This is a genomic window from Pseudomonas yamanorum, assembly GCF_900105735.1.
Classification (GTDB): Bacteria; Pseudomonadota; Gammaproteobacteria; order Pseudomonadales; family Pseudomonadaceae; genus Aquipseudomonas; species Aquipseudomonas yamanorum.
The window spans coordinates 1261492-1282380 of record NZ_LT629793.1 but is presented as its reverse complement, the minus strand read 5'-3'; the positions used below and the strand labels follow the sequence as shown (position 1 = coordinate 1282380).

General features: G+C 61.6%; 16 protein-coding genes and 1 tRNA gene. 12 read left to right on the top strand and 5 right to left on the bottom strand.

What is annotated here, in order from left to right:
- Nucleotides 1-1530, top strand: coding sequence for a 3-hydroxyacyl-CoA dehydrogenase (locus tag BLU46_RS06280; RefSeq protein WP_063031936.1), 1530 nt, complete (start codon nucleotides 1-3; stop codon nucleotides 1528-1530).
- Between the two features lie 26 nt (nucleotides 1531-1556).
- Nucleotides 1557-2789: a CaiB/BaiF CoA transferase family protein gene (locus tag BLU46_RS06275; protein WP_093199951.1), complete on the top strand. Its 1233-nt coding sequence runs from the start codon at nucleotides 1557-1559 to the stop codon at nucleotides 2787-2789.
- Nucleotides 2790-2831: 42 nt separating this feature from the next.
- Here BLU46_RS06275 and BLU46_RS06270 read toward each other — a convergent pair whose 3' ends face one another.
- Nucleotides 2832-4214, bottom strand: coding sequence for a glycerophosphodiester phosphodiesterase family protein (locus BLU46_RS06270; RefSeq protein ID WP_093199946.1), 1383 nt, complete (start codon nucleotides 4212-4214; stop codon nucleotides 2832-2834).
- Between the two features lie 176 nt (nucleotides 4215-4390).
- Here BLU46_RS06270 and BLU46_RS06265 point away from each other — a divergent pair.
- Nucleotides 4391-4463, top strand: a tRNA-Asn gene (locus BLU46_RS06265).
- A 67-nt stretch (nucleotides 4464-4530) separates the two neighbouring features.
- Here BLU46_RS06265 and BLU46_RS06260 read toward each other — a convergent pair.
- Entirely contained in the window at nucleotides 4531-4794 is a 264-nt protein-coding gene (locus BLU46_RS06260; RefSeq protein WP_063031930.1) for an Ada metal-binding domain-containing protein, read from the bottom strand.
- A gap of 152 nt (nucleotides 4795-4946) precedes the next feature.
- Between BLU46_RS06260 and BLU46_RS06255 the strand changes: the two genes are divergently transcribed.
- The gene (locus BLU46_RS06255; RefSeq protein ID WP_093199943.1) at nucleotides 4947-6992 is read left to right on the top strand and encodes a prolyl oligopeptidase family serine peptidase; all 2046 of its coding nucleotides are present in this window, start codon (nucleotides 4947-4949) and stop codon (nucleotides 6990-6992) included.
- Here the strand turns inward: BLU46_RS06255 and BLU46_RS06250 are convergent.
- A complete protein-coding gene (locus tag BLU46_RS06250; RefSeq protein WP_093199938.1) occupies nucleotides 6989-7858 on the bottom strand; it encodes a LysR substrate-binding domain-containing protein in 870 nt (289 codons plus the stop codon). The genes BLU46_RS06255 and BLU46_RS06250 overlap by 4 nt on opposite strands.
- Nucleotides 7859-7992: 134 nt before the next feature.
- Here BLU46_RS06250 and BLU46_RS06245 point away from each other — a divergent pair, with 134 nt between their 5' ends.
- From BLU46_RS06245 to BLU46_RS06230, 4 genes are read left to right on the top strand one after another with little or no spacing between them, the layout of a single operon-like run.
- Nucleotides 7993-9045 (top strand): agmatine deiminase family protein, encoded by a 1053-nt coding sequence (locus BLU46_RS06245; protein WP_093199934.1) that lies wholly within the window; start codon nucleotides 7993-7995, stop codon nucleotides 9043-9045.
- 4 nt (nucleotides 9046-9049) lie between these two features.
- Nucleotides 9050-9943: an N-carbamoylputrescine amidase gene (gene aguB / locus BLU46_RS06240; RefSeq protein ID WP_093199929.1), complete on the top strand. Its 894-nt coding sequence runs from the start codon at nucleotides 9050-9052 to the stop codon at nucleotides 9941-9943.
- 1 nt (nucleotide 9944) lies between these two features.
- Nucleotides 9945-11033: an extracellular solute-binding protein gene (locus tag BLU46_RS06235; protein ID WP_093199925.1), complete on the top strand. Its 1089-nt coding sequence runs from the start codon at nucleotides 9945-9947 to the stop codon at nucleotides 11031-11033.
- Between the two features lie 20 nt (nucleotides 11034-11053).
- Nucleotides 11054-12172, top strand: a complete 1119-nt coding sequence (locus BLU46_RS06230) for an agmatine deiminase family protein (RefSeq protein WP_093199920.1) — start codon at nucleotides 11054-11056, stop codon at nucleotides 12170-12172.
- On the opposite strand, the gene mug is transcribed toward BLU46_RS06230, so the two are convergent.
- Complete coding sequence (gene mug / locus BLU46_RS06225) at nucleotides 12169-12684, bottom strand: G/U mismatch-specific DNA glycosylase (RefSeq protein ID WP_093199915.1); 516 nt, start codon at nucleotides 12682-12684, stop codon at nucleotides 12169-12171. The two genes, BLU46_RS06230 and mug, sit on opposite strands and share 4 nt — an antisense overlap.
- Nucleotides 12685-12818: 134 nt before the next feature.
- Between mug and BLU46_RS06220 the strand changes: the two genes are divergently transcribed.
- Nucleotides 12819-13199 carry a hypothetical protein gene (locus BLU46_RS06220; RefSeq protein WP_093199909.1) on the top strand — a complete coding sequence of 127 codons (381 nt, stop codon included), beginning with the start codon at nucleotides 12819-12821 and terminating at the stop codon, nucleotides 13197-13199.
- A gap of 1110 nt (nucleotides 13200-14309) precedes the next feature.
- Here BLU46_RS06220 and BLU46_RS06205 read toward each other — a convergent pair.
- A complete protein-coding gene (locus tag BLU46_RS06205) occupies nucleotides 14310-14696 on the bottom strand; it encodes a MarR family winged helix-turn-helix transcriptional regulator (RefSeq protein WP_017478718.1) in 387 nt (128 codons plus the stop codon).
- A gap of 309 nt (nucleotides 14697-15005) precedes the next feature.
- Between BLU46_RS06205 and BLU46_RS06200 the strand changes: the two genes are divergently transcribed.
- The 3 genes from BLU46_RS06200 to BLU46_RS06190 are packed head-to-tail and all read left to right on the top strand — an operon-like array spanning nucleotide 15006 to nucleotide 20797.
- Complete coding sequence (locus tag BLU46_RS06200) at nucleotides 15006-18194, top strand: efflux RND transporter permease subunit (RefSeq protein ID WP_093199901.1); 3189 nt, start codon at nucleotides 15006-15008, stop codon at nucleotides 18192-18194.
- A gap of 1 nt (nucleotide 18195) precedes the next feature.
- Nucleotides 18196-19377, top strand: a complete 1182-nt coding sequence (locus BLU46_RS06195) for an efflux RND transporter periplasmic adaptor subunit (protein WP_093199896.1) — start codon at nucleotides 18196-18198, stop codon at nucleotides 19375-19377.
- Nucleotides 19370-20797 (top strand): efflux transporter outer membrane subunit, encoded by a 1428-nt coding sequence (locus BLU46_RS06190; RefSeq protein ID WP_093199892.1) that lies wholly within the window; start codon nucleotides 19370-19372, stop codon nucleotides 20795-20797. Before BLU46_RS06195 ends, BLU46_RS06190 begins: the two co-directional genes overlap by 8 nt.
- Nucleotides 20798-20889: the final 92 nt, after the last annotated feature.

Genomic DNA, 20889 nt, shown 5'->3' with positions numbered 1-20889 from the left:
ATGGCTGATTCAATCAAGATCATGGGCCTGGTCGGCACCGGCGTGATGGGCGCCGGGATTGCACAGATTGCCGCCCAGGCGGGCGTGTTGGTGCGCTTGTTCGATGCCCGCAATGGCGCCGCGCAAACCGCTCGGGATAATCTCGGCGCCACACTCTCGAAGCTGGCCGCCAAGGGCAAGATCACCCAGGCGGCGATGGACGCCGCGTTGGAGAACCTGCACGTCGCCGCCACGGTTGAGGCGCTGCACGACTGCGACCTGGTGGTGGAAGCCATCGTCGAAAACCTCGACGCCAAGCGCGGCCTGTTGCAGCAGTTGGAAGGCGTGGTCAGCGCGGGTTGCATCCTCGCCACCAACACCTCGTCGCTGTCGGTCACTGCCATCGCCACAGGCTGCCAACACCCTGAGCGGGTTGCCGGTCTGCACTTCTTCAACCCGGTGCCGTTGATGCGCGTCGTCGAAGTGATCGACGGCCTGGCCACTGCGCCGAAGGTCGGCGACGACCTGCTGGCCTTCGTTGCCCGCACCGGCCATCGCGGTGTGCGTGCCAAGGACACCCCGGGCTTTATCGTCAACCACGCCGGCCGTGCCTACGGTACCGAAGCCTTGAAAATGCTCGATGAAGGCATTGCCGAGCGCGGCGATATCGACCGTATCCTGCGTGAAGGCGCAGGCTTTCGCATGGGCCCGCTGGAATTGCTGGACCTCACCGGTCTCGACGTTTCCCACCCGGTGATGGAGTCGATCTACAACCAGTTCTATCAAGAAGCGCGCTACAAACCGTCGCCCCTGACCCGTCAGATGCTGGTGGGCGGACGCCTGGGGCGCAAGAGCGGGCAGGGCTTCTACCGTTATGAAAATGGCCAGGTGGTCGACGGCCCGCAGCTGCAGCCGGTGCCTTCAGTGAAGCCGTTGCCGCCGGTATGGATCGCCACCGAAAACGCCGACGACTACGAGCGCCTGAGCGCCTTGGTGATTGAGTTGGGCGCGCACCTTGAAAGCGCGGCGCAGCCTTCGCCTGAAGCGTTGTGCCTGCTGGCGCCTTACGGCCTTGATGCCACCTCGGCCAGCGAACGCTTCCACACCGACCCGGCGCGCACCCTGTGCATCGACCTGCTGACTGACCTGTCACGCCATCGCACCCTGATGCAAAACCCGCTGACGTCCACCGCCACGCGCGACGCCGCCCACGCGCTGCTCGCCAGTGACGGGGTGGGCGTGACGGTGATCGGTGACAGCGTCGGCTTCGTCGCCCAACGCACCTTGGCGATGGTGGTCAACCTGGCCTGCGATATCGCCCAGCAACGCATCGCCAGCGTCGACGACATCGACCAGGCCGTACAACTCGGCCTGGGTTACCCGCAGGGGCCGCTGGCGTGGGGCGATGCCCTCGGGCCCCGGCGCATCCTCACGATTTTGCAGCGCATGAGCGAACTCACCCACGACCCACGTTATCGCCCCAGCCCCTGGCTGCGGCGGCGTGCAGTGCTGGGGATTTCCCTGCGTCATGAAGAGCCGGCAGTCGGCTGATTTCGATTCATCACAGGACAAGAATAATGGGTGCATTGACAGGTTTGCGGGTGCTGGATTTAAGCCGGGTATTGGCCGGGCCCTGGTGTGGCCAGGTGTTGGCTGACCTCGGCGCGGAAGTGATCAAGATCGAACGGCCACAGAGCGGTGACGACACCCGTGGTTGGGGCCCGCCGTGGATGAAGACCGACACCGGTGAGTCGTCCGGGCAAGCGTCTTATTACCAGTCCACCAACCGCGGCAAATTATCCGTGGCCATCGACCTCGCCACCTCCGAAGGCCAGGAACTGGTGCGAGCCCTGGCGGCCAGCTCCGACGTACTGATCGAAAACTACAAGGCCGGCTCCCTGGCGCGTTATGGCCTGGATTACGCGACCCTGGCCGAGATCAATCCGCGGCTGGTGTATTGCTCCATCACCGGCTTCGGCCAGACCGGCCCGCGTGCCGAAGAGCCCGGCTACGACTTCATCATCCAGGGCATCGGCGGCCTGATGAGCATCACCGGCGAACGCGACGACCTGCCCGGCGGCGGCCCGCAAAAAGTCGGCGTGGCGTTTTCCGACCTGATGACCGGACTGTATTCCACCGTCGCCATCCAGGCCGCACTGCTCAGCCGCGAACGCACCGGCGTTGGCCAACACATCGACATGGCGCTACTGGACGTACAAGTCGCAACCCTGGCCAACCAGAGCATGAACTACCTGGCCTCGGGCAAAGTGCCGGAGCGGTATGGCAACGCCCACGCCAACATCGTGCCGTACCAGGTGTTCCGTGCGGCAGACCGCGACTTCATTATTGCCTGCGGCAACGACAGCCAGTTTATTGCGCTGTGCCACAGCATAGGCTTGTCGCACCTGCCGGAGGACCCGCGCTTTCGGCGTAATGCTGATCGGGTTGCGCATCGGGCGGAGATTGTCGAGCTGTTGTCAGCGCACTTTCTGGGGCGTACGGCGGACGAGTGGGTGGCGAGCATTCACGCGTCGAAGGTGCCGGTGGGGGCGATCAACAACATCGCGCAATCACTGGAAGAGCCCCAGGTGATTGCCCGGGGGTTGATGGTGAAGATCCCGCATCCCAAGAATCCGGAGTTCGCCATGGTCGGCAGCCCGATCAAGATGTCGGGCACGCCGGTGGAGTATGTAAGGCCGGCACCGATGTTGGGGCAGCATACGGATGAAGTGCTGGGCGAGCGCCTGGGTTTGTCGGCAGAGCAACTGGGGCAGCTCAAGGCGGGCGGGGTGATCGAGCAGTTGGATTGAGCAATGGCGGCCGCGAAGGCCGCCATTTACCTTGATGACTGTTTAGCGCGCGACTTCTTTAAGGTAGGTGTTTCGGGCCGCAACGGCCGTCGGCGTGAAGTCCGTAAATACACCGTCAACGCCCGCCCGGAAGAAGGCAAGGTATTCGGCCGCCGGATTGCCCTTGTAGGCACCGGCCAGGTACTTCGCTTCGTTGCGGAAGGTGAAGATATGGACGAACAAACCGGCCTTGTGGGCATCGCTGATCAGGCTGGTCGGCTTGAAGGTGTCGACCTCGGGCAAACCCGGGGTTTGTGCTGAAGCAGCGGTCAGCGACATCGCCTGCGGCTTCCACGGCCCGATGCCGTCGGCGTAGGTCTTGACCTCGGCCAACCCGGCCGGTGTCAGCATCGCACCAAAGGAACGTGGATCGCCCGCGACGGTCCAGCTGTAGGGGCGGCCGCTGACGAAGGTGTTGGGTTTGTCCGTGATGAAAATGGTCTCGCCGGTCTTGAAGTTCACACCGTTCCCATCCACCAACTGCACCGCCCTGGATTGCAGGCCGATAGAGCGCAGGTATTTCAGGCTGCTTGGGTCAAAGCTCTGCACAAACACCGGCGCGTCTTTGCGATTCAGGTTGTTGTCTTTAAGGGTCTTGAGAAACGCCGCTTCGAACGGATGACTGCCCGGCGCGCCGCAACCATTGGCGATGGCCTGGGCGTTGTTCCAGATCGGGTTTTTGCTTTCCGGGTAGGTGGTAATCACACGGCCTGTGGCGGCGCTTTTGGCTTTTGCGATGTCGATCACTTCCTGGAAACTCAGGATCGGTAGCTTGCCGTTGAGTTCGGTCGGCCGCTCGTCGCGGGCGTCGTACGTCGTGCCGCCGATCCATTGCTTGAGTTCGGCCAGGGTGAAATCGCTGATTGACCAGTCGTTGGTATGGTCTTCGCCATCCACGATCAAGGACTTCAACACGGATTTTGGATCGTTGGGGTTCGTCAGATCACTGAGGTATTGAGCCGGGCCATTTTCTGCAGTGGCGGGATATTTGACGTTAACCAGTACACCGGGAACCGTGCGCTTGCGGCGTGCAACTTCTGGATTGGTCTTCGCGACGTCGCTGATATTGGTGTTGTCGCTCAACCAGGGATTGTGCCGGGTCACCAATACACAGTCCTTGGTCATGTGCAGGTCCAGCTCCAGCGAATCCGCACCAGCGTCGGCTGCATGTTCGTAGGAGGCCCGGGTTTCTTCCGGGTACAGTCCTGGCAGGCCGCGATGGCCGATAACCAACGGCGGTGCACCGTCCAGGGTTTTGAACGAAGCAGGCGCGACAGGCGCGCTCCTGGTCACACTGTCACACGCGCTCACTGTCAGGCTGCATCCGATAACGATAAAACGGGCAAGCAGGGTTTTTACCGCTGGCGGGCCTGAGCGAGTGTGCATGTGTCATCCTTCAAGAAGAGGGTAGGGGGCGGGGTATCCACGGATGTTGGCGTTGACGTATGACAGCGTCGTGACAGGAAGTCGCGTGATGATTTTCCAGCACGGCGCACCTGGATGAAGCAAAAATCTCACTGAATGCTTGACTTCTCCTTTTCAATCAGTAACATACGGCGCATTCCGCGATAGCTCAGTTGGTAGAGCAAATGACTGTTAATCATTGGGTCCCTGGTTCGAGTCCAGGTCGTGGAGCAAGATAGTAAAAAGCCTGCAGAAATGCAGGCTTTTTTTTGCCTGGAATTTGTCCCAGACACTCGATTCAGGCGTGCCCTCGAAACAGGCGATATTCGGCTGGCATGCACACCGCACAAGGACGAAATCCCGCGGCGATAGCTGTCGCTTCATCGAGAAAAAACACGCGATTTTTCACGTAGCCGCCACGCGCAATGGCCCGCAGCGCCGCACGACAGTCGAGCTTTCCATAGCGCTTGCCGCGGCGGTGGCCGCCCAGCATTCCCGGCTCGGGGCTTGGGAAGGGTTTTGCGTCGGCGCCCATCAGCATCCACATGTTTTTGTCAGCCATCGCTTGTCCTCCTGCCGTAGCAACCTGCGGTACCTCCGCCATGTATCGCCGATCAGATCGGCTAGCACACCCGGTTTCTTGCTTTTTTTATCGCTCAAAAAGGGTCAAAGTCGGGCACGCTATCCATTTCTGCTTTTCGACAGGATTCGAACATGTCAAAACTTCCCGAAACGTCCACCGATCCCTACCAATGGCTTGAAGACGTCGAAGGCGAGCAATCAATGCACTGGGTACAGGCCCAGAACCTCAAGACTGAAGACCGTCTCGCCCGCTCCGCCAGTTTCCAGCAGATCAAGGCCGAGGTGCTGGAGATGCTGGACTCGGACAGCAATATCCCCCACGTCGACAAGGTCGGCGCCTATTACTACAACTTCTGGATGGACGCCGCTCACCCGCGGGGCCTGTGGCGTCGCACCACGCTTGAGGAGTACCGCAAGCCGCAGCCCGCCTGGGAAACGCTGCTGGACCTTGATGCACTGAACGCCGCCGAAGGCGAAAACTGGGTGTGGCACGGTGCTGACTATTTGCGCCCGGACTACCAGCGCTGTCTGCTGGCGTTGTCCCGTGGCGGGGCGGACGCGAGTGTCACCCGGGAGTTTGATCTGGCCACCAGGACCTGGGTCGAAGACGGCTTCCAGTTGCCCGAGTCCAAGGGTGGCCTGGGCTGGATCGACCGTGACAACGTCTATGTCTTCACCGATTTTGGTGAAGGGACGATGACCCGCTCCGGTTACCCGCGCATCGTCAAACAGTGGCAGCGCGGTACACCGCTGAGTGCCGCCCGTGTTGTCTACGAAGGCACGCTGGATGACATGTACATTGCGGCGATGCACGACGACACGCCCGGCCATGAGCGTGACTTCGTCAGCCGCACGCTGGCGTTCTACAACAACGAACTGTACCTGCGGGGCAGCGACAACCAGTTAAGCAAAATCGACGCGCCGAACTCGGCGGAAAAGTCGGTGTACAAAGACTGGCTGCTGCTGGAACTGCGGGAGGACTGGACGCTCGATGAGGTGTTTGTGGCCGGCTCGTTGCTGGCGATCCGGTTTGATGCCTTCATGGCAGGCCAGCGGGATTTCGACGTGCTCTTCACCCCTACGGACAGCACCTCGCTGGCGGGTTTTTTCTGGACGCTGAATCACCTGGTGCTGAACGTACTCGATCACGTCAAGAATCGCCTCAGTGTGCTGACTCCCGGTGCGAACGGATGGCAGCGCAGCCCGTTCACCGGCGCGCCCGGCATGGGGACGGTGTATGCCAGCGCGGTGGACAGCGACGACAGTGATGCGGTCTGGCTGGTAACCACCGACTACCTGACGCCGACCACCTTGTCGCTGGCCGAGATCGGTCATCCGCCCGAGGTACTGAAAACCTTGCCGGCATTCTTCGACTCCAGCCGGCATGTGGTCGAGCAGCACTTCGCGGTCTCCAGGGATGGCACCCGTGTGCCGTATTTCGTGGTGCGCGGGAAAGACTTGCCCCTCGATGGCACGGAGCCGACCTTGCTCTATGGCTACGGCGGCTTTGAATACTCCCTGACCCCGCATTACTCCGGTGAAGTAGGCCGCGCCTGGCTCTCGAAAGGCGGGGTGTATGTGGTTGCCAACATTCGCGGTGGCGGTGAATACGGTCCTCGCTGGCACCAGGCGGCACTCAAGCAAAACCGTCCGCGCGCCTATGAAGATTTTGCCGCGGTGGCCCGTGACCTGATCGACCGCGGGATTACTTCGCCCCGGTACTTGGGCGCGGAGGGTGGAAGTAACGGTGGTCTGTTGGTCGGCAATATGCTGACCCAATACCCTGAACTGTTCGGTGCAATCGTCTCCCAGGTGCCCCTGCTCGACATGCAGCGCTATCACCTCTTGTTGGCCGGAGCGTCGTGGATGGGGGAGTACGGTAATCCGGACGAGCCTGAAGAGTGGGCGTACATCCAGACGTTTTCGCCGTACCACCTGTTCGATCCGGCGAAGGCCTACCCACCGGTGTTTTTCCTGACCTCGACCCGCGATGACCGGGTGCATCCAGCCCACGCCCGCAAGCTGGCGGCGAAGATGATCGACGCCGGCAAGGACGTGACGTACTACGAAAATATCGAGGGTGGGCACGGCGGGGCGGCGGACAATGCACAGGCTGCGCATATGAGTGCGCTGGTCTACAGCTTTTTGTGGGAGAAGTTGAGCGTCAGCCGCGGCTAACCGGCGCCGGCAGTTGCCAGATTGCCGATCAACCATTCACTGAAGCACCGTGCCAGCGGGTTGTTCTCGCTGTCACGGTGGGTCAGCAAGGCCCAGTTTGGGCCGCGAATGGTTGCCTCTACCAGCGGCTGCAATAGCCCGCTCTCCAGCGCCTGGCGACTCAATAACCGGCTGACCAGCGCAATCCCCAACCCCGTACACGCCGCATCCAGCAACAGCCCGGGGTCAGAGAAATTCAGCCCCTGATCCTTCTGGCCCACATCAATCCCGGCCTCTACCGCCCAATGGCTCCAATCCATCTCCCGTTCGCCGTGGAGGGTGGTGCGTTGCTCCTTGGGCAGTGCCAACACGCGCGGATGGCACGCCGGGAAAAGGCGGTCGGTATGCAGCACCTTGAAGCTGCATTCGGCCTGGGAACTGATGTCGTCGCGCACGGCGAGGTCGATGGTCTGGCTGGCCATGTCCGGGACTTCGTCGGTGCTGAATATCCACAGGTCCACTTCAGGGTGCTGGCGGCGGAAATCTTCCAGGCGCGGTAACAACCAGTGGCGGGCGAAGGTTGGCGTGGTGTTGAGCACCAGTTGATTGGGTTTGCGGTACTGCCCCAGGCGACGAACTCCCACGGCCAATTGCTGCAATAACGCCTGGGTGGTGCTGAGGAAATCGTGCCCGGCATCGGTCAGGCTGACGCTGCGCCCACTGCGGAAAAACAGCGGCTGTTCCAGGTACGCCTCAAGGCTGCGAATCTGCTGGCTGATTGCCGATTGGGTGAGGTGCAGTTCCTCGGCGGCCTTGTGGAAACTGCCCAACCGGGCGGCGGCTTCGAAGCCGCGAAGGGTGCCCAAGGGCGGCCAATGGTTAAGCATGCTGATAAGTTCCTCTAATCAGTTTTCCACAAAATCCATCGTTTGTTTGCCCGTTTTTACAGCCGTAGCATGCATGCCAAGACCTAGCAGACAGTTTTCATTGAACACAATGACTTAACTCAAAGGTATTTGTCATGCAGCAGAATGAAATTCAGGACAGTGGCTGGTGGATGCCGGCGGAGTGGGCCAGGCATGCGGCGACGTGGATGGTCTGGCCGCATAACCAGGCGCTTTGGGAGTCTGGCTGGGGCGTTACGTTGCCACTGGTGCAGGAGGACTTTGCCCGTGTCGCCAATGCCATCGCGCGTTTTGAACCGGTGAAAATGATCGTCGATCCTTCGGCCGTCGCCAGCGCCAGGGCATTGTGCGGGCCGAACATTGCACTGATCGAAGTGGCGGTGGACGACAGTTGGTGTCGCGACTCCGGCCCGAGCTTTGTGTGCCACCCGCAACAGGGCCTCGCCGGTGTGAGCTGGCGCTTCAATGCATGGGGTGGCAAGTCGGCCCATGACCTGGACGAAAGCCTGGCCCGCCGGGTGCTCAATCACATAGGCATGGAATGCTTCGGCACGCCGTTGAGCAACGAAGGCGGCGCGATTCATGTGGACGGCGAGGGCACGTTGATTACCACCGAATCGGTGTTGCTCAACCCCAATCGTAACCCTGGGATGACCAAGGCCGAAATCGAGGCGATCTTCACGCGTTTGCTGGGCGTGAAAAAAACCATCTGGCTGCCAGGGGATCCCGACCATGTGACCGGCGACATGACCGACGGCCATGTGGATGGCGTGTGCGCCTTCGCCCGTCCGGGCGTGTTGCTGGTGGACGCCACCCACGACAAACACTCGGTGTACGCCGAGGTGGTACGGGAAAATCACCGGGCCCTGGAGTTGGCCACCGACGCCCAGGGCCGGCGCTTCGAGCTGATCGAGCTGTATGAAGCCACCGACGCCGTAGACACCGAGGCCGAAGTGTTTTGCGCCTCCTACACCAACTTTTACCTCGCTAACGACGCGATCATCATGCCGGCCTATGGCATTGACGCCGACCAGGTGGCCGCCGATGTATTGGCCCAGGCGTTCCCGGGGCGCGTGGTGGTGCCGGTACGGATCAATCACCTGGCCCATGGCGGCGGCGGTGTGCATTGCATCACCCAGCAGCAACCCGCCTGGCCGGTAAAGGGGTGATGCCATGTCCGTACTGACGATTGCTGTCACGCAAATGCCCTGCACCTGGGACCTGCCCAAGAATCTGGATCTGGCCGAACAATTGGTGCGTGATGCGGCCAGCAAAGGCGCGCAAGTGATCCTGCTGCAGGAGCTGTTTGCCACCCCGTATTTTTGCATTGAGCAGCATCACAAACACCTCGCGCTGGCGCAGGAATACCGGCACAGCGCGGTGCTCAAACGCTTCGCCGCCCTGGCCCGGGAACTGGGGGTGGTGCTGCCCCTCAGTTGGTTCGAAAAGGCTGGCAATGCCTGTTTCAACTCACTGAGCGTGGCCGATGCGGATGGGCAGTTACTCGGGGTGTACCGCAAGACCCATATCCCCAACGCCATCGGTTATCAGGAGAAGGAGTACTTCAGCCCCGGCGATACCGGCTTTCGGGTCTGGGACACGGCATTCGGGCGCATCGGCCTGGGTATCTGCTGGGATCAGTGGTTCCCTGAAACCGCGCGCTGCCTGGCGCTGATGGGCGCCGAAGTGTTGTTGTTTCCCACGGCCATCGGTTCTGAGCCGGGCTGCGCGGCCCTGGATTCCCGGGACCATTGGCAGATGACCATGCGTGGGCATGCGGCTGCCAACCTCGTGCCGGTGGTCGCTTCGAACCGTGTCGGCCGCGAGGTGGCGACCACCGACCCGATCTTGCAGATGGACTTCTACGGCTCGTCCTTCATCTGCAATCACAAGGGCAAGTTGCTCGCTGAAGCGGACCGCGACAGCACCGGTGTGCTGGTGCACCGCCTGGACCTGGCGGCGATGCGCGAGGACCGCCTGACCTGGGGCATCTACCGCGACCGTCGCCCGGAAATGTATGGCGGGCTGTTGAGTCTGGATGGTCACCACACCTACCGAGGGCTTTGACATGAAGATGCCTTGCACGCTGTTGCTCTGCTGCCTGGCGCTGGCGCCGTCGCTGCACGCCGAAGAAAAGACCCTGAAGCTCTACAACTGGGCCGATTACTTCGCCGAGGACACGTTGTCGCGGTTTACCGCCGAAACCGGGATCAAGGTGATCTACGATGTGATGGACGGCAGCGAAACCCTGGAGGCCAAGCTGATGGCCGGCGGCAGCGGATATGACCTGATCTTCCCTGGCGACACCGTGGGCGAACGGCTCATGCGTGCAGGCAGCCTGCAACCGCTGGATCAGTCCAGGCTCACCGCCCTGAATGATATCGAGCCCGGTTTGCAGAAGCTGCGCACGCACTACACCTACTCGAACACCGCCACCGTTCCCTACACCTGGGGCACCATCGGCCTGACCTACAACACCGAGCAAATCAAGCAGCGCCTGCCGGATGCGCCGGTCAACAGCCTCGACCTGTTGTTCAAGCCGGAGCTGGCCGCGAGGTTCGCCGACTGCGGGATTTCCCTGATCGACTCACCGGACGAAGTGCTGGCGGTAGCACTCAACTATTTGGGGCGTGACCCACGCAGTGCCAAGCCGGCAGACCTGGCCGCCGCCAGCGAGTTGTTGCTCAAGCTGCGGCCCTACATTCGCAAATTCCAATCGCAACCGGTGACCGACCTGGTGAACGGCAACCTGTGCCTGTCCCTCGGCTACAGCGGCGACATGACCCAGGCACAACGGGCGGCGGATGCTGCCGGCAAAAAGGTTACGTTCGACTATCGCATCCCCCGCGAAGGCACGACGGTGTGGATGGACACCATGGCGATCCCGGTCGATGCCCGGCATCCGGAGTACGCCTACGCGTTTATCAATTTCGTGATGCGCCCGGAGAACATGGCGGCGATCAGTAACTTCACCGGCTATCCCACCGCGAACGCCAAGGCGCGCCCGGAGGTGGACCCGGCGATGCGCAACAACCTGCAGATTTACCCGGACGAGGCCACGTTCGAGCGCCTGATCCCGGGTAAGGACATTCCCCAGGCGGACATGCGTGCGCGCATGCGGGTCTGGACCAAGTTCAAGACCGCTACGGTCAAATGATTCAACTTCCAGAGGCACTTATGGCAACACGTCGCGAATTCATCAAACAGGTATCGGTGGTCGCCACCCTGGGCGCAGCCGCGTCTTTCGGGTTGGGCCCAGGCTGGGTACAGGCCGCCAAAAAGGGGAGCTGGATCATGCCGGACGAAGGTGAAAAACATCAGCAAGCGTTCATCGCCTTTGGCGCGCAAGAGGCCATTCACGAAGACTTCACGCCTGACGTACAAGAAGCCCTGGGCCGGATCGCCCGCGCCATCGCCCGTCACGAGCCGGTGACCGTGTTCTGCCGCGAGGAGGAGCGGGTGCTGGCCGAAGAAAAATGCGGCACCCACAACACCACATTCGTGGTCACGGAGCTGGACGACATCTGGATGCGCGACACCGGCGCCAATTTTGTCATCGATGGCCAGGGCGGGCTGGGCGCCGTGGATTTCAACTTCAATGGCTGGGGCAATAAACAACAGCACGCCGAGGATGCGCAGTTGGCCGCCCTGGTGGCTGAAGTCACCGAGGCCCAGTCGATTCGCAGCGAACTGGTGGGCGAGGGCGGCGCCATCGAGGTGGATGGCCACGGCACCGGAATCATGACCGAAAGCAGCTGGATCAATGCCAACCGCAATCCCGGCTGGAGCAAGGCGGATGTCGAGGCCGAGCTGAAGGAACGCCTGGGCCTGCGCAAGATCATCTGGCTACCGGGCATCAAGGGCAAAGACATCACCGATGCCCACGTCGATTTTTATGCACGCTTCGTCAAGCCAGGCGTGGTGATTGCCAACCTCGACACCGACCCCGAATCCTATGATCACAAGGTCACGCTGGCGCACCTCGACATCCTCAAGCAGGCCACCGATGCGGACGGCCGGCCGCTGCAGGTGCACACCGTGTCGCCGCCGCTTAATCCACGCAAGAGCCGGTTCAGTCGGAACAATCCGGATTTCGCGCCGGGTTATATCAACTACTTCGTCATCAATGGGGCGGTGATTGCACCCGAGTTCGGCGACAAGTTGGCCGACGCAAAAGCCTTTGAGCTACTGTCCAGGCTCTACCCGGAGCGCGAGGTGGTGCAGCTCAATATCGATGCAATCGCGGCGGGTGGTGGGGGGATTCATTGTGTGACCAGTCACCAGCCGTTGGTTTAGGCGGGGGCGGCCAATGCCAGCTTCAGATGACGGTACGCCTCGACCAGCTGGGCCTGGGTAAAGCCCAGGTTTCTCCCGCTGGGATTGGGCAGAACCCACACAGCCGCATGCCCCAGGGTATGCGGTTGAAGCCCCCAGGCAATCTGCTTCTGCCCGCTCAACGCGCTATAGGCTGCCTTTCCCAGAAACGCCACATACCGTGGCGCATAACGTGCGATCTTGCGTTCAAAACTCGCCGCTGCCGCCCTGAATTCATCCGCTGACAACTGATCCGCCCGGGCTGTAGGCCGCTCCACCACCGTGGTCAGTCCGCACTGGTACTGCAGGATCGTGCGGTCGTTTTCCGGCTGCACTTCATGGGGCGTAAACCCGGCCAGGTGCAGCGTGCGCCAGAACCGGTTGCTCCTGCCCATAAAGTGATGGCCGGTGGCGGCGGCCTTCAGGCCGGGGTTTATGCCGCAGAAAATCACGGCCAGGTCTTTGGTCAGAATGTCTTCGAGTGTTTCGTTCATGCTGAGTCTCAGGCAAGTGTCTCCGACAACCTTCGGAATAACACAGGGGAGCGATCTGGCCTATAGATTAAGTCGCGAAAGTTGTCACATACGGCTGATACGCTGGCTTCTTCCAAGGACGGTTGAGGCTCACTATGAAAAGCACGGCGTTCACCTTTACGCTCATCCTCCTGTCAGTCGCCGCTCACGCCGATGACCCCGCATCGGTACTGGGACACGCCTTTGGCTCTCTCGGCTGCGTCGACTTGAAAAACCCGGACGGCAAGGCCATTTGCGAAGCCCGGGCCCTGTCCAATGGCAGCGGTTGCCAGGGCTTGTCTAGCCAGGCGATGCGGGATAAATGCCTGGATGAAGGCTTGTATCCCACCAGCAGCCGCGACCGCCCGAAACACGTCAGGAAGATTGTGTTGATCGACCCGTTTTCGAAGGCAGAAACCAAGCCCGCGGTGCCCCTGTCGGAAAGCGAGATCAAGAGATTTGAAGAGTGGTATGGGCTCAAGAAAGCAGCGCAGTGAGGCGGCGCTGATGAGATCGTTCATTCGCGTCAAATTGCGATGGATTGAAGAGCGGATGGGGTGTTGAGGTGGGGGTGTAAATCATCGGCTTGTCCACTGGCCGGGCGGTACCACGCAAAAGCGCTGGGCGGGGTAGTCGATCAGTATGTAGTTGCCTTTGAATTGTTCCAGACCCAGGAAGTTGTGGGTGCCTCTTTCCTGGGGCAGGCTTTTTGCTTTGTTGAAGGGTGCTCGGTGTTGTTTTTGTTGGGGGTGAGCTTAGTTGGGATTGGGGGGATTTCTTGGCTTCGCGGGGGGATTCCTGCGTACATATCCATTTCTTCGGTAACGGCGGCTTATGGTTCCGCTCTTACAGCGGGTCACTTTTGGCAAACGCCCCAAAAGTAACCAAAAGGTCTCTGCCCCACCACTCGGTGCCTCGCCTAGGCTCGGCATGCCCGCACTCCGGCCCGGTTCCGCGGGCCGCCGCGACGGGCCATCCATGGCCCGGCGCGGCTAAATCGGCATCCTTGCCGATTTACCCGCTCCACCGTGCCTACTTGCGGCCATCGTGGTTGACGGGGCGCCTAAGATCAAGATCAAAAGCCAAAGCACAGCGGCCTCCCGGCCGGCTTGAGTGTTAAAAGCAAAGGCAAGATCCAGAGCAAAAGAAGATATGCTTTTCTGTGGGAGCTGGCTTGCCTGCGATGCAGACAACTCGGTACATCAGGTACACCCAGTTGATGCCATCGCAGGCAAGCCAGCTCCCACATTTGGACCGTGCCCGCTTTAGCTTTTGATTTTGCTCTTCAACACTCAAGCCGGCCGGGAGGCCGCTGTGCTCTTGCTTTTGATCTTGATCTTGATCTTAGGCGCCCCGTTAAACCACGCTGGCCGAACGCAGGCTTTGGAGCGTGGGTAACCTGGCAGGACGCCAGGTTAGCCGTCCTGGGCCAGGGATGGCCCATGACGGCGGCCCACGGTCCAAAGCCGGAGTGAGGGCACACCGAGCCTAGGCGAGGTGCCGAGTGGTGGGGCAAGAGCGTTTTGCTTACTTTTGCGCTGTTCAAAAGTGAGCCGCTGTAAGAGCGGAACCATAGGCAGCCGCTACCTAAATAACGGATATACCCCCTAACCCAACAACGCCCGAGCAAACTCATCAGACGCAATAAAGTCCATGGCCTTGCGCAACTCGCAAGCCGCCTCAGCCCCAAACACCTCATCAAACCGCACCGCCATCTGCCTGGACACCACCCGCGCCTCCTCGTACTTACGCTGCCCCGCATCGGTCAACAGCACCCTCCGGCTACGGCGGTCCAACTCATCCACCCGCAACACCACCAGCCCGTCCCGCACCAGCGGCTTGAGCGTATGCCCCAGGGCCGACAAATCCATCACCAACGACTGCGCCAAGTCACGCATTTTGGGCGCGTCCCCATTGGCAATGTGGTTCATCAACGAATACTGAGTGGCCTTCAGCCCAAACGGCAAAAACGCCTCATCATAGATTTGCGCCATCCGCCGGGACGCACGACGCACGGCTCCATTGGAACAGGTGCTGGGACTATTGAGGACGGGCGGTGCGCATTTCACAGGCTGATCACTCGCTACAGCTAAAGGGTTAACCGAACGTTAATCCGGCAAGATGAATATTGACACATGTAGCAACAAATTAGTTGCGTATGCCTCTAAACGCTATATCGTGGCATATGCCTCTATTTTGACCGGATGTCAGTGCAGTTGGCCCGGATTACAGACGGGCGGGGCAGGAGGGAAGCGCTGTTTGGTACCTCCTTCAGTCATCAACTTCCTGTCTGGATCACATCTATGCTCAACCTCGTGCGCATCGCATTGCGGCGCCCCTATACCTTCCTGGTATTGGCTATTTTCATTCTGATTGTGGGCCCGCTCGCGGCCTGGCGTACCCCGACCGACATCTTCCCCGAAATTCGCATTCCTGTGATTGCCGTGATCTGGCAGTACACCGGCTTGCCTCCGGATCAGATGGCCGGCCGGATCACCTCGCCGTTCGAGCGGGTGCTGACCACCACGGTCAACGACATCCGCCATATCGAGGCGGAGTCGTTGAACGGCTTCGGCATCGTCAAGGTGTACTTCCAGCCGGGGGTCAATATCAGTACGGCCAACGCACAAGTGACGTCGGTGTCCCAGGCCATCCTGCGCCAACTGCCGCCGGGCACCACGCCGCCGCTGGTGCTCAACTACAGCGCCTCGACGGTGCCGATCGTGCAACTGGCATTGTCCGGCAAAGGCCTCACCGAACAGAGGCTGGGCGACCTGGGCCTCAACACCGTACGCCTGATGCTGACCACAGTGCCCGGTGCGGCACTCCCATACCCCTTCGGCGGCAAGACCCGCCAGGTGCAGATCGACCTCGACTCGGCGCGGATGCAGGCGCGCGGGCTGTCGGCGCAAGACGTGGCCACTGCCCTCGCTACGCAGAACCTGATCACCCCGATAGGCACGCAAAAGATCGGCAGCTACGAGTTCAACCTGCAACTGAACAACTCGCCGACGGATTTCCACGACCTGGAAAACCTGCCGATCAAGACCGCCGACGGCACTACCGTATTGATTCGTGACGTGGCCACCGTACGCGACGGCAACCCGCCGCAGACCAACATCGTGCACGTCAACGGCAACCGTTCCGTGTTGCTGCCGGTGCTCAAGACCGGCTCCGCGTCGACCCTCGGGGTGATTGCCGGGATCAAGGACAAACTGGCCGACAACAAAGGCGCGTTACCGCCCAACCTGAACATCGATCTGATTGGCGACCAGTCGCTGTTCGTGCGTTCGGCCATCAGCGGTGTGGCCCGTGAAGGGGTGATTGCAGCGGCGCTGACCAGCCTGATGATTCTGTTGTTCCTCGGCAGTTGGCGCTCCACGGTGATTATCGCCACCTCGATTCCGCTGGCCATCCTGTCGTCGATTGCCACGCTGTCGGCGCTCGGCGAAACCCTCAACATCATGACCCTCGGCGGCCTGGCATTGGCCGTGGGGATTCTGGTGGACGACGCCACGGTGACCATCGAAAACATCAACTGGCACCTGGAGCAGGGCAAACCGGTGGAGACGGCGATCCTCGACGGTGCGGCGCAGATCGTCACGCCGGCGTTCGTGTCGCTGCTGTGTATCTGCATCGTGTTCGTGCCGATGTTTTTCCTGGAAGGCGTGGCGCGCTTCCTGTTTGTGCCGATGGCGGAAGCGGTGATCTTCGCGATGATCGCCTCGTTCATCCTCTCGCGAACCCTGGTGCCGACCCTCGCCAATTACCTGCTCAAGCCTCACGAACATCATGCCGACGGCACGCCGGTGGTCGCGCCGTCGAGTAACCCGTTGGTGAAATTCCAGCGTGGATTCGAGCGCCAGTTCGAGGCGTTTCGCGGGGTTTACCACGGGGCACTGGAGAGTGCCTTGCATCACCGCCGTATCGTGGTAATCGCGCTGCTGGCGTTTGTCGCCGTGTCGTTTGCGCTGGTGCCGTTTCTGGGTCGCAACTTCTTCCCCGAGGTCGACTCCGGGCAGATCCTGCTGCATGTGCGTGCACCGATTGGCACACGGGTCGAAAGCAATGCGCGGCTGGTGTCGCAGATCGAAAACACCATTCATAAAGTGATTGAGCCCCAGGAGCTGGCGGCTATCGTCGATAACATCGGTCTGGCCATCAGCGGGATCAACGTGGCCTATAACAACACCGGCACCGTGGGCTCCCAGGACAGCGACATCCAGATCAGCCTGAAAGAGGGCCATCGTCCCACCGCCGAATACATGCGCGAACTGCGGGAACGACTGCCTCGCGAATTCCCGAATGCGGTGTTCTCGTTCCCGGCGTCGGACATCGTCGGGCAGATCCTCAACTTCGGGTCTTCCGCGCCGGTGGATGTGCAAGTCAGCGGCAATAACCTGCCAGCCAACTTCACCTATGCCAGCACGTTGCTGCGGGAAATCCGGCGGGTGCCGGGGGTGGTGGATGCGCGTATCCAGCAGTCGCGGCAGCTGCCAACCTTCAATATCAACGTGGACCGCACTCAAGCCCAACTGGTGGGCCTGAACGAGCGTGACGTGACCAACAGCCTGGTGGTTAACCTCGCCGGTTCCAGCCAGGTGGCGCCGACGTTCTGGCTCAACCCGGCCAACGGCGTGTCCTACCCGATTGTGATGCAAACCCCGCAATACGGCCTCGACACCCTGGCCGCGTTGCATAACCTGCCGTTGAGCGGCAGTGCCGGTGCGGCAGCGGACCAGACCCTCGGCGGCCTGGCTTCCATCGACCGCAGCCACAGCAACTCAGTGGTGACCCAATCGGATATCCAGCCGGTGGTGGAGGTGTTGACCGCGATCCAGGGCCGCGACCTCGGCGCCGTCGCCGCCGACATCCAGAAAATCCTCGCCGCCCACGCCAGCGAGGTGCCCACCGGTTCCAAGGTGCTGTTGCAGGGCCAGGTGCAAACCATGAACGCAGCCTTCAGTGGCTTGCTGTTTGGCCTGCTCGGCGCCGTGGTGCTGATCTACCTGCTGATCGTGGTCAACTTCCAGTCCTGGGTTGACCCGTTCGTGATCATCACCGCCTTGCCGGCGGCGCTCGCGGGCATTGTGTGGATGCTGTTCATCACCCACACGCCGCTGTCGGTACCGGCGTTGACCGGGGCGATCATGTGCATGGGCGTGGCCACCGCCAACGCCATCCTCGTGGTCAGCTTCTGCCGCGAACGCCTGGCGGTGCACGGGGATGCGGTGCAGGCGGCGCTTGAAGCCGGCTTTACCCGTCTGCGTCCGGTATTGATGACCGCGATTTCGATGATCATCGGCATGGCGCCGATGGCCCTGAGCCTGGGGGAGGGCGGCGAACAGAACGCTCCGCTGGGCCGTGCGGTCATCGGCGGGTTGGCCTTCGCCACCATTGCCACGCTGTTCCTGGTTCCGCTGATTTTCAGTCTTGTGCACGGGCGGCGTCAGCACGCCACGCTTGCGACCACCGCCACTCAAGGGGTTTGACATGTCCACTTCCGTTTCCAATCCGGGTTCACCCCGTCGTAAATCCCGTGGTCTGCTCTGGCTGGTGCTGGGGCTGGTAGTACTGGTCGCCGTGGTGGTGTTCGGCATCGGCGTGCGCGCCAGCGAATCCCGCGACCTGAAAACCTGGACCGACGCCCAGGCCTTGCCCAGCGTGATCCTGATCACCCCGAGCGTGCAGCCCCAAGGGCCGATCCTGAATTTGCCGGGGCGCCTAGAGGCGTATTCGCGGGCGTCGATTTTTGCCCGGGTCAATGGCTACCTCAAGACCTGGAACGTCGACATCGGCGACCACGTAAAGGCCGGGCAACTGCTGGCTGAAATCGACACGCCAGAGCTCGATCAACAACTGCTGCAAGCCAAGGCTGTACTGGCTTCGGCCCAGGCCGACGAGTCGTTGGCGCAGACCACCGCCAAGCGCTGGCAGGCGATGCTGGCCTCGGATTCGGTGTCGCGCCAGGACGTGGATGAGCGCACCGGCGACCTCACCGCCAAGCAGGCTAAAGTGGTCGCGGCCAAGGCCAACGTCGACCAGTTGATTGCCACCAAGGGCTTCCAGCGGTTGACCGCACCGTTCGCCGGCGTGGTCACCGCGCGCTCCACCGATGTGGGGGCGCTGATCAGTGCCGGCGGTGCCACCGGTAAAGAGCTGTTCGCGGTCTCTGACGTCAGCCGCCTGCGAGTGTATGTGCAGGTGCCGCAGTCGTCGGCGCCGCAGATCCAAGTGGGCACCGTGGCACGTCTGAGCGTGCCGGAGTATCGCGGTGAAGCCTTCACCGCCAAGGTGATCGCCACCGCCGATGCGGTCAACGCCGCGTCCGGCAGCACTCTGGTGCAACTGCTGGTGGACAACCCCGGCAGCCGCCTGTTGCCGGGCGGCTACACCAGCGTGCAGTTCACCTTGCCGGTGCAGACCGACGTGCTGCGCCTGCCTGCCAGCGCCCTGGTGTTCGATGACAAGGGCATGCGCGTGGCCACTCTCGACGCGAATAATCATGTGCACTTCAAGACCGTGACCATCGCCCGGGACTTTGGTGACAGCGTGGAAATCGGCAGTGGCCTCGTCGCCACTGACCGGGTGATCGACACCCCGCCCGACGGCCTGGCCGACGACGACTCGGTGCAACTGGCCGCCAACACTACAGAGGTCAAACCCCATGGCTAAGCGCACTTGCCTGGTATTGGTCGCGACCCTGGGCCTGGGCGCCTGCCATCTGGCGCCGCCGCTGGACGTGCCGGAGGTACCCATTGCCGCGCAGTTCCATACCCAGGGCCCGTGGACCGTCGGCACGCCGAACGACCAGGCGAGTCGCGACGGTTGGTGGCACATCTACAAGGACCCGCAACTGGACGCCATGGAGCAGCAGTTGCTGCAAAGCAACCCGGACTTGAGCGCGGCACTGGCTCATTATTCCCAGGCCCAGGCGTTTTTGGCCCAGGCACAATCCGGGCTGTTTCCAAAGCTGATCGGCTCCAGCAATGCCCAGCGCATTCGCCAGTCGGACACCCGGCCACTGCGCTCGGCCAGCCCGCCGAATGTCTATGACTCCGGCACCGTGGGGGTAGAACTGGACTATGAAGTCGACCTCTGGGGCCGTGTGCGCGACACCGTTGCCGCCGGCACCAGCGACGCCCAGGCCGCCAAGGCTGACCTGGCCTCAGTACGTCTGAGCTTGCAGGCGCAATTGGCCGACAGCTACATCCGCCTGCGTGGCATCGACCGGCAAGACCAGTTGCTGCAGGAAACCAGCGATGCCTATGCCAAGGCTCTGAGCCTGACCGAAGGCTTGCACGGCGGCGGTATCGTTTCCGGCCTGGACGTAGCGCGGGCGCGTACCCAACTGTCGACGGTCAAATCGCAACTGAGCCAGAATTTGGTGCAGCGTGCAGTGCTCGAACACTCGATAGCGGCGATGCTGGGTGAGTCCGCATCGACCTACGCGATTGCCCCCAGCGTTGCGGACATCGCCTTGCCCGGCGTGCCCACCGGTGTACCGTCTACGCTGTTGCAGCGTCGGCCGGATATCGCCGCTGCCGAGCGCCGGATTGCCTCGGCCAATGCACGCATAGGCGTCGCGAAAGCCGCCTGGTTCCCGGCCCTCACCCTGAGTGCCCAAGGCGGCTTCCAGAGCGATGAGTTCGCGCATTTGTTGAGTGCGCCCAACATCTTCTGGGCCATTGGCCCGTCGCTGGTGGGGACAATCTTTGACGGCGGCGCGCGCCAGGCCGGAGTCGACAGTGCCAAGGCGGCAACCGATGAAGCCGCGGCCAAGTATCGTGGTGTAGTGTTGACCGCGTTCGAGCAGGTGGAGAACAACCTGTCGATCATCTCCGGGCTCGACACCGCCCTGGTTGACCAGCGCGATGCCGCCGCTGCGGCGCAGTACGCCGAGGACTTGTCCCTGGCGCGCTTTCGCCAGGGCGGAGCGGCGTACTTGGATGTGGTGACGGCGCAGGTAGCGTCGTTGCAGGCGCAGCGAACTGTGCTGGATCTACAGACTCAACAGTTAAGCGCCAACGTAGGGCTGATCAAGGCACTGGGTGGCGGCTGGAATATTGCCCAACTGGCCCAAAAGAACCTGTAGGAGCGAGCTTGCTCGCGAAAGTCGTCGACGACAACGCGGGCATCCTGAAAGTACACGGCACTCTCGAGTTTTTCGCGAGCAAGCTCGCTCCT

Bases quoted from the DNA above. Each gene is read 5' to 3' on its own strand.
- BLU46_RS06230 (WP_093199920.1), top strand. From the start codon at position 11,054: ATGGCAACACGTCGCGAATTCATCAAACAGGTATCGGTGGTCGCCACC.
- BLU46_RS06235 (WP_093199925.1), top strand. From the start codon at position 9,945: ATGAAGATGCCTTGCACGCTGTTGCTCTGCTGCCTGGCGCTGGCGCCG.
- BLU46_RS06280 (WP_063031936.1), top strand. From the start codon at position 1: ATGGCTGATTCAATCAAGATCATGGGCCTGGTCGGCACCGGCGTGATG.
- BLU46_RS06245 (WP_093199934.1), top strand. From the start codon at position 7,993: ATGCAGCAGAATGAAATTCAGGACAGTGGCTGGTGGATGCCGGCGGAG.
- BLU46_RS06260 (WP_063031930.1), bottom strand. From the start codon at position 4,794: ATGGCTGACAAAAACATGTGGATGCTGATGGGCGCCGACGCAAAACCC.
- BLU46_RS06195 (WP_093199896.1), top strand. From the start codon at position 18,196: ATGTCCACTTCCGTTTCCAATCCGGGTTCACCCCGTCGTAAATCCCGT.
- BLU46_RS06220 (WP_093199909.1), top strand. From the start codon at position 12,819: ATGAAAAGCACGGCGTTCACCTTTACGCTCATCCTCCTGTCAGTCGCC.
- BLU46_RS06205 (WP_017478718.1), bottom strand. From the start codon at position 14,696: ATGGCGCAAATCTATGATGAGGCGTTTTTGCCGTTTGGGCTGAAGGCC.
- BLU46_RS06275 (WP_093199951.1), top strand. From the start codon at position 1,557: ATGGGTGCATTGACAGGTTTGCGGGTGCTGGATTTAAGCCGGGTATTG.
- BLU46_RS06250 (WP_093199938.1), bottom strand. From the start codon at position 7,858: ATGCTTAACCATTGGCCGCCCTTGGGCACCCTTCGCGGCTTCGAAGCC.
- BLU46_RS06270 (WP_093199946.1), bottom strand. From the start codon at position 4,214: ATGCACACTCGCTCAGGCCCGCCAGCGGTAAAAACCCTGCTTGCCCGT.
- aguB (WP_093199929.1), top strand. From the start codon at position 9,050: ATGTCCGTACTGACGATTGCTGTCACGCAAATGCCCTGCACCTGGGAC.
- mug (WP_093199915.1), bottom strand. From the start codon at position 12,684: ATGAACGAAACACTCGAAGACATTCTGACCAAAGACCTGGCCGTGATT.
- BLU46_RS06190 (WP_093199892.1), top strand. From the start codon at position 19,370: ATGGCTAAGCGCACTTGCCTGGTATTGGTCGCGACCCTGGGCCTGGGC.
- BLU46_RS06255 (WP_093199943.1), top strand. From the start codon at position 4,947: ATGTCAAAACTTCCCGAAACGTCCACCGATCCCTACCAATGGCTTGAA.
- BLU46_RS06200 (WP_093199901.1), top strand. From the start codon at position 15,006: ATGCTCAACCTCGTGCGCATCGCATTGCGGCGCCCCTATACCTTCCTG.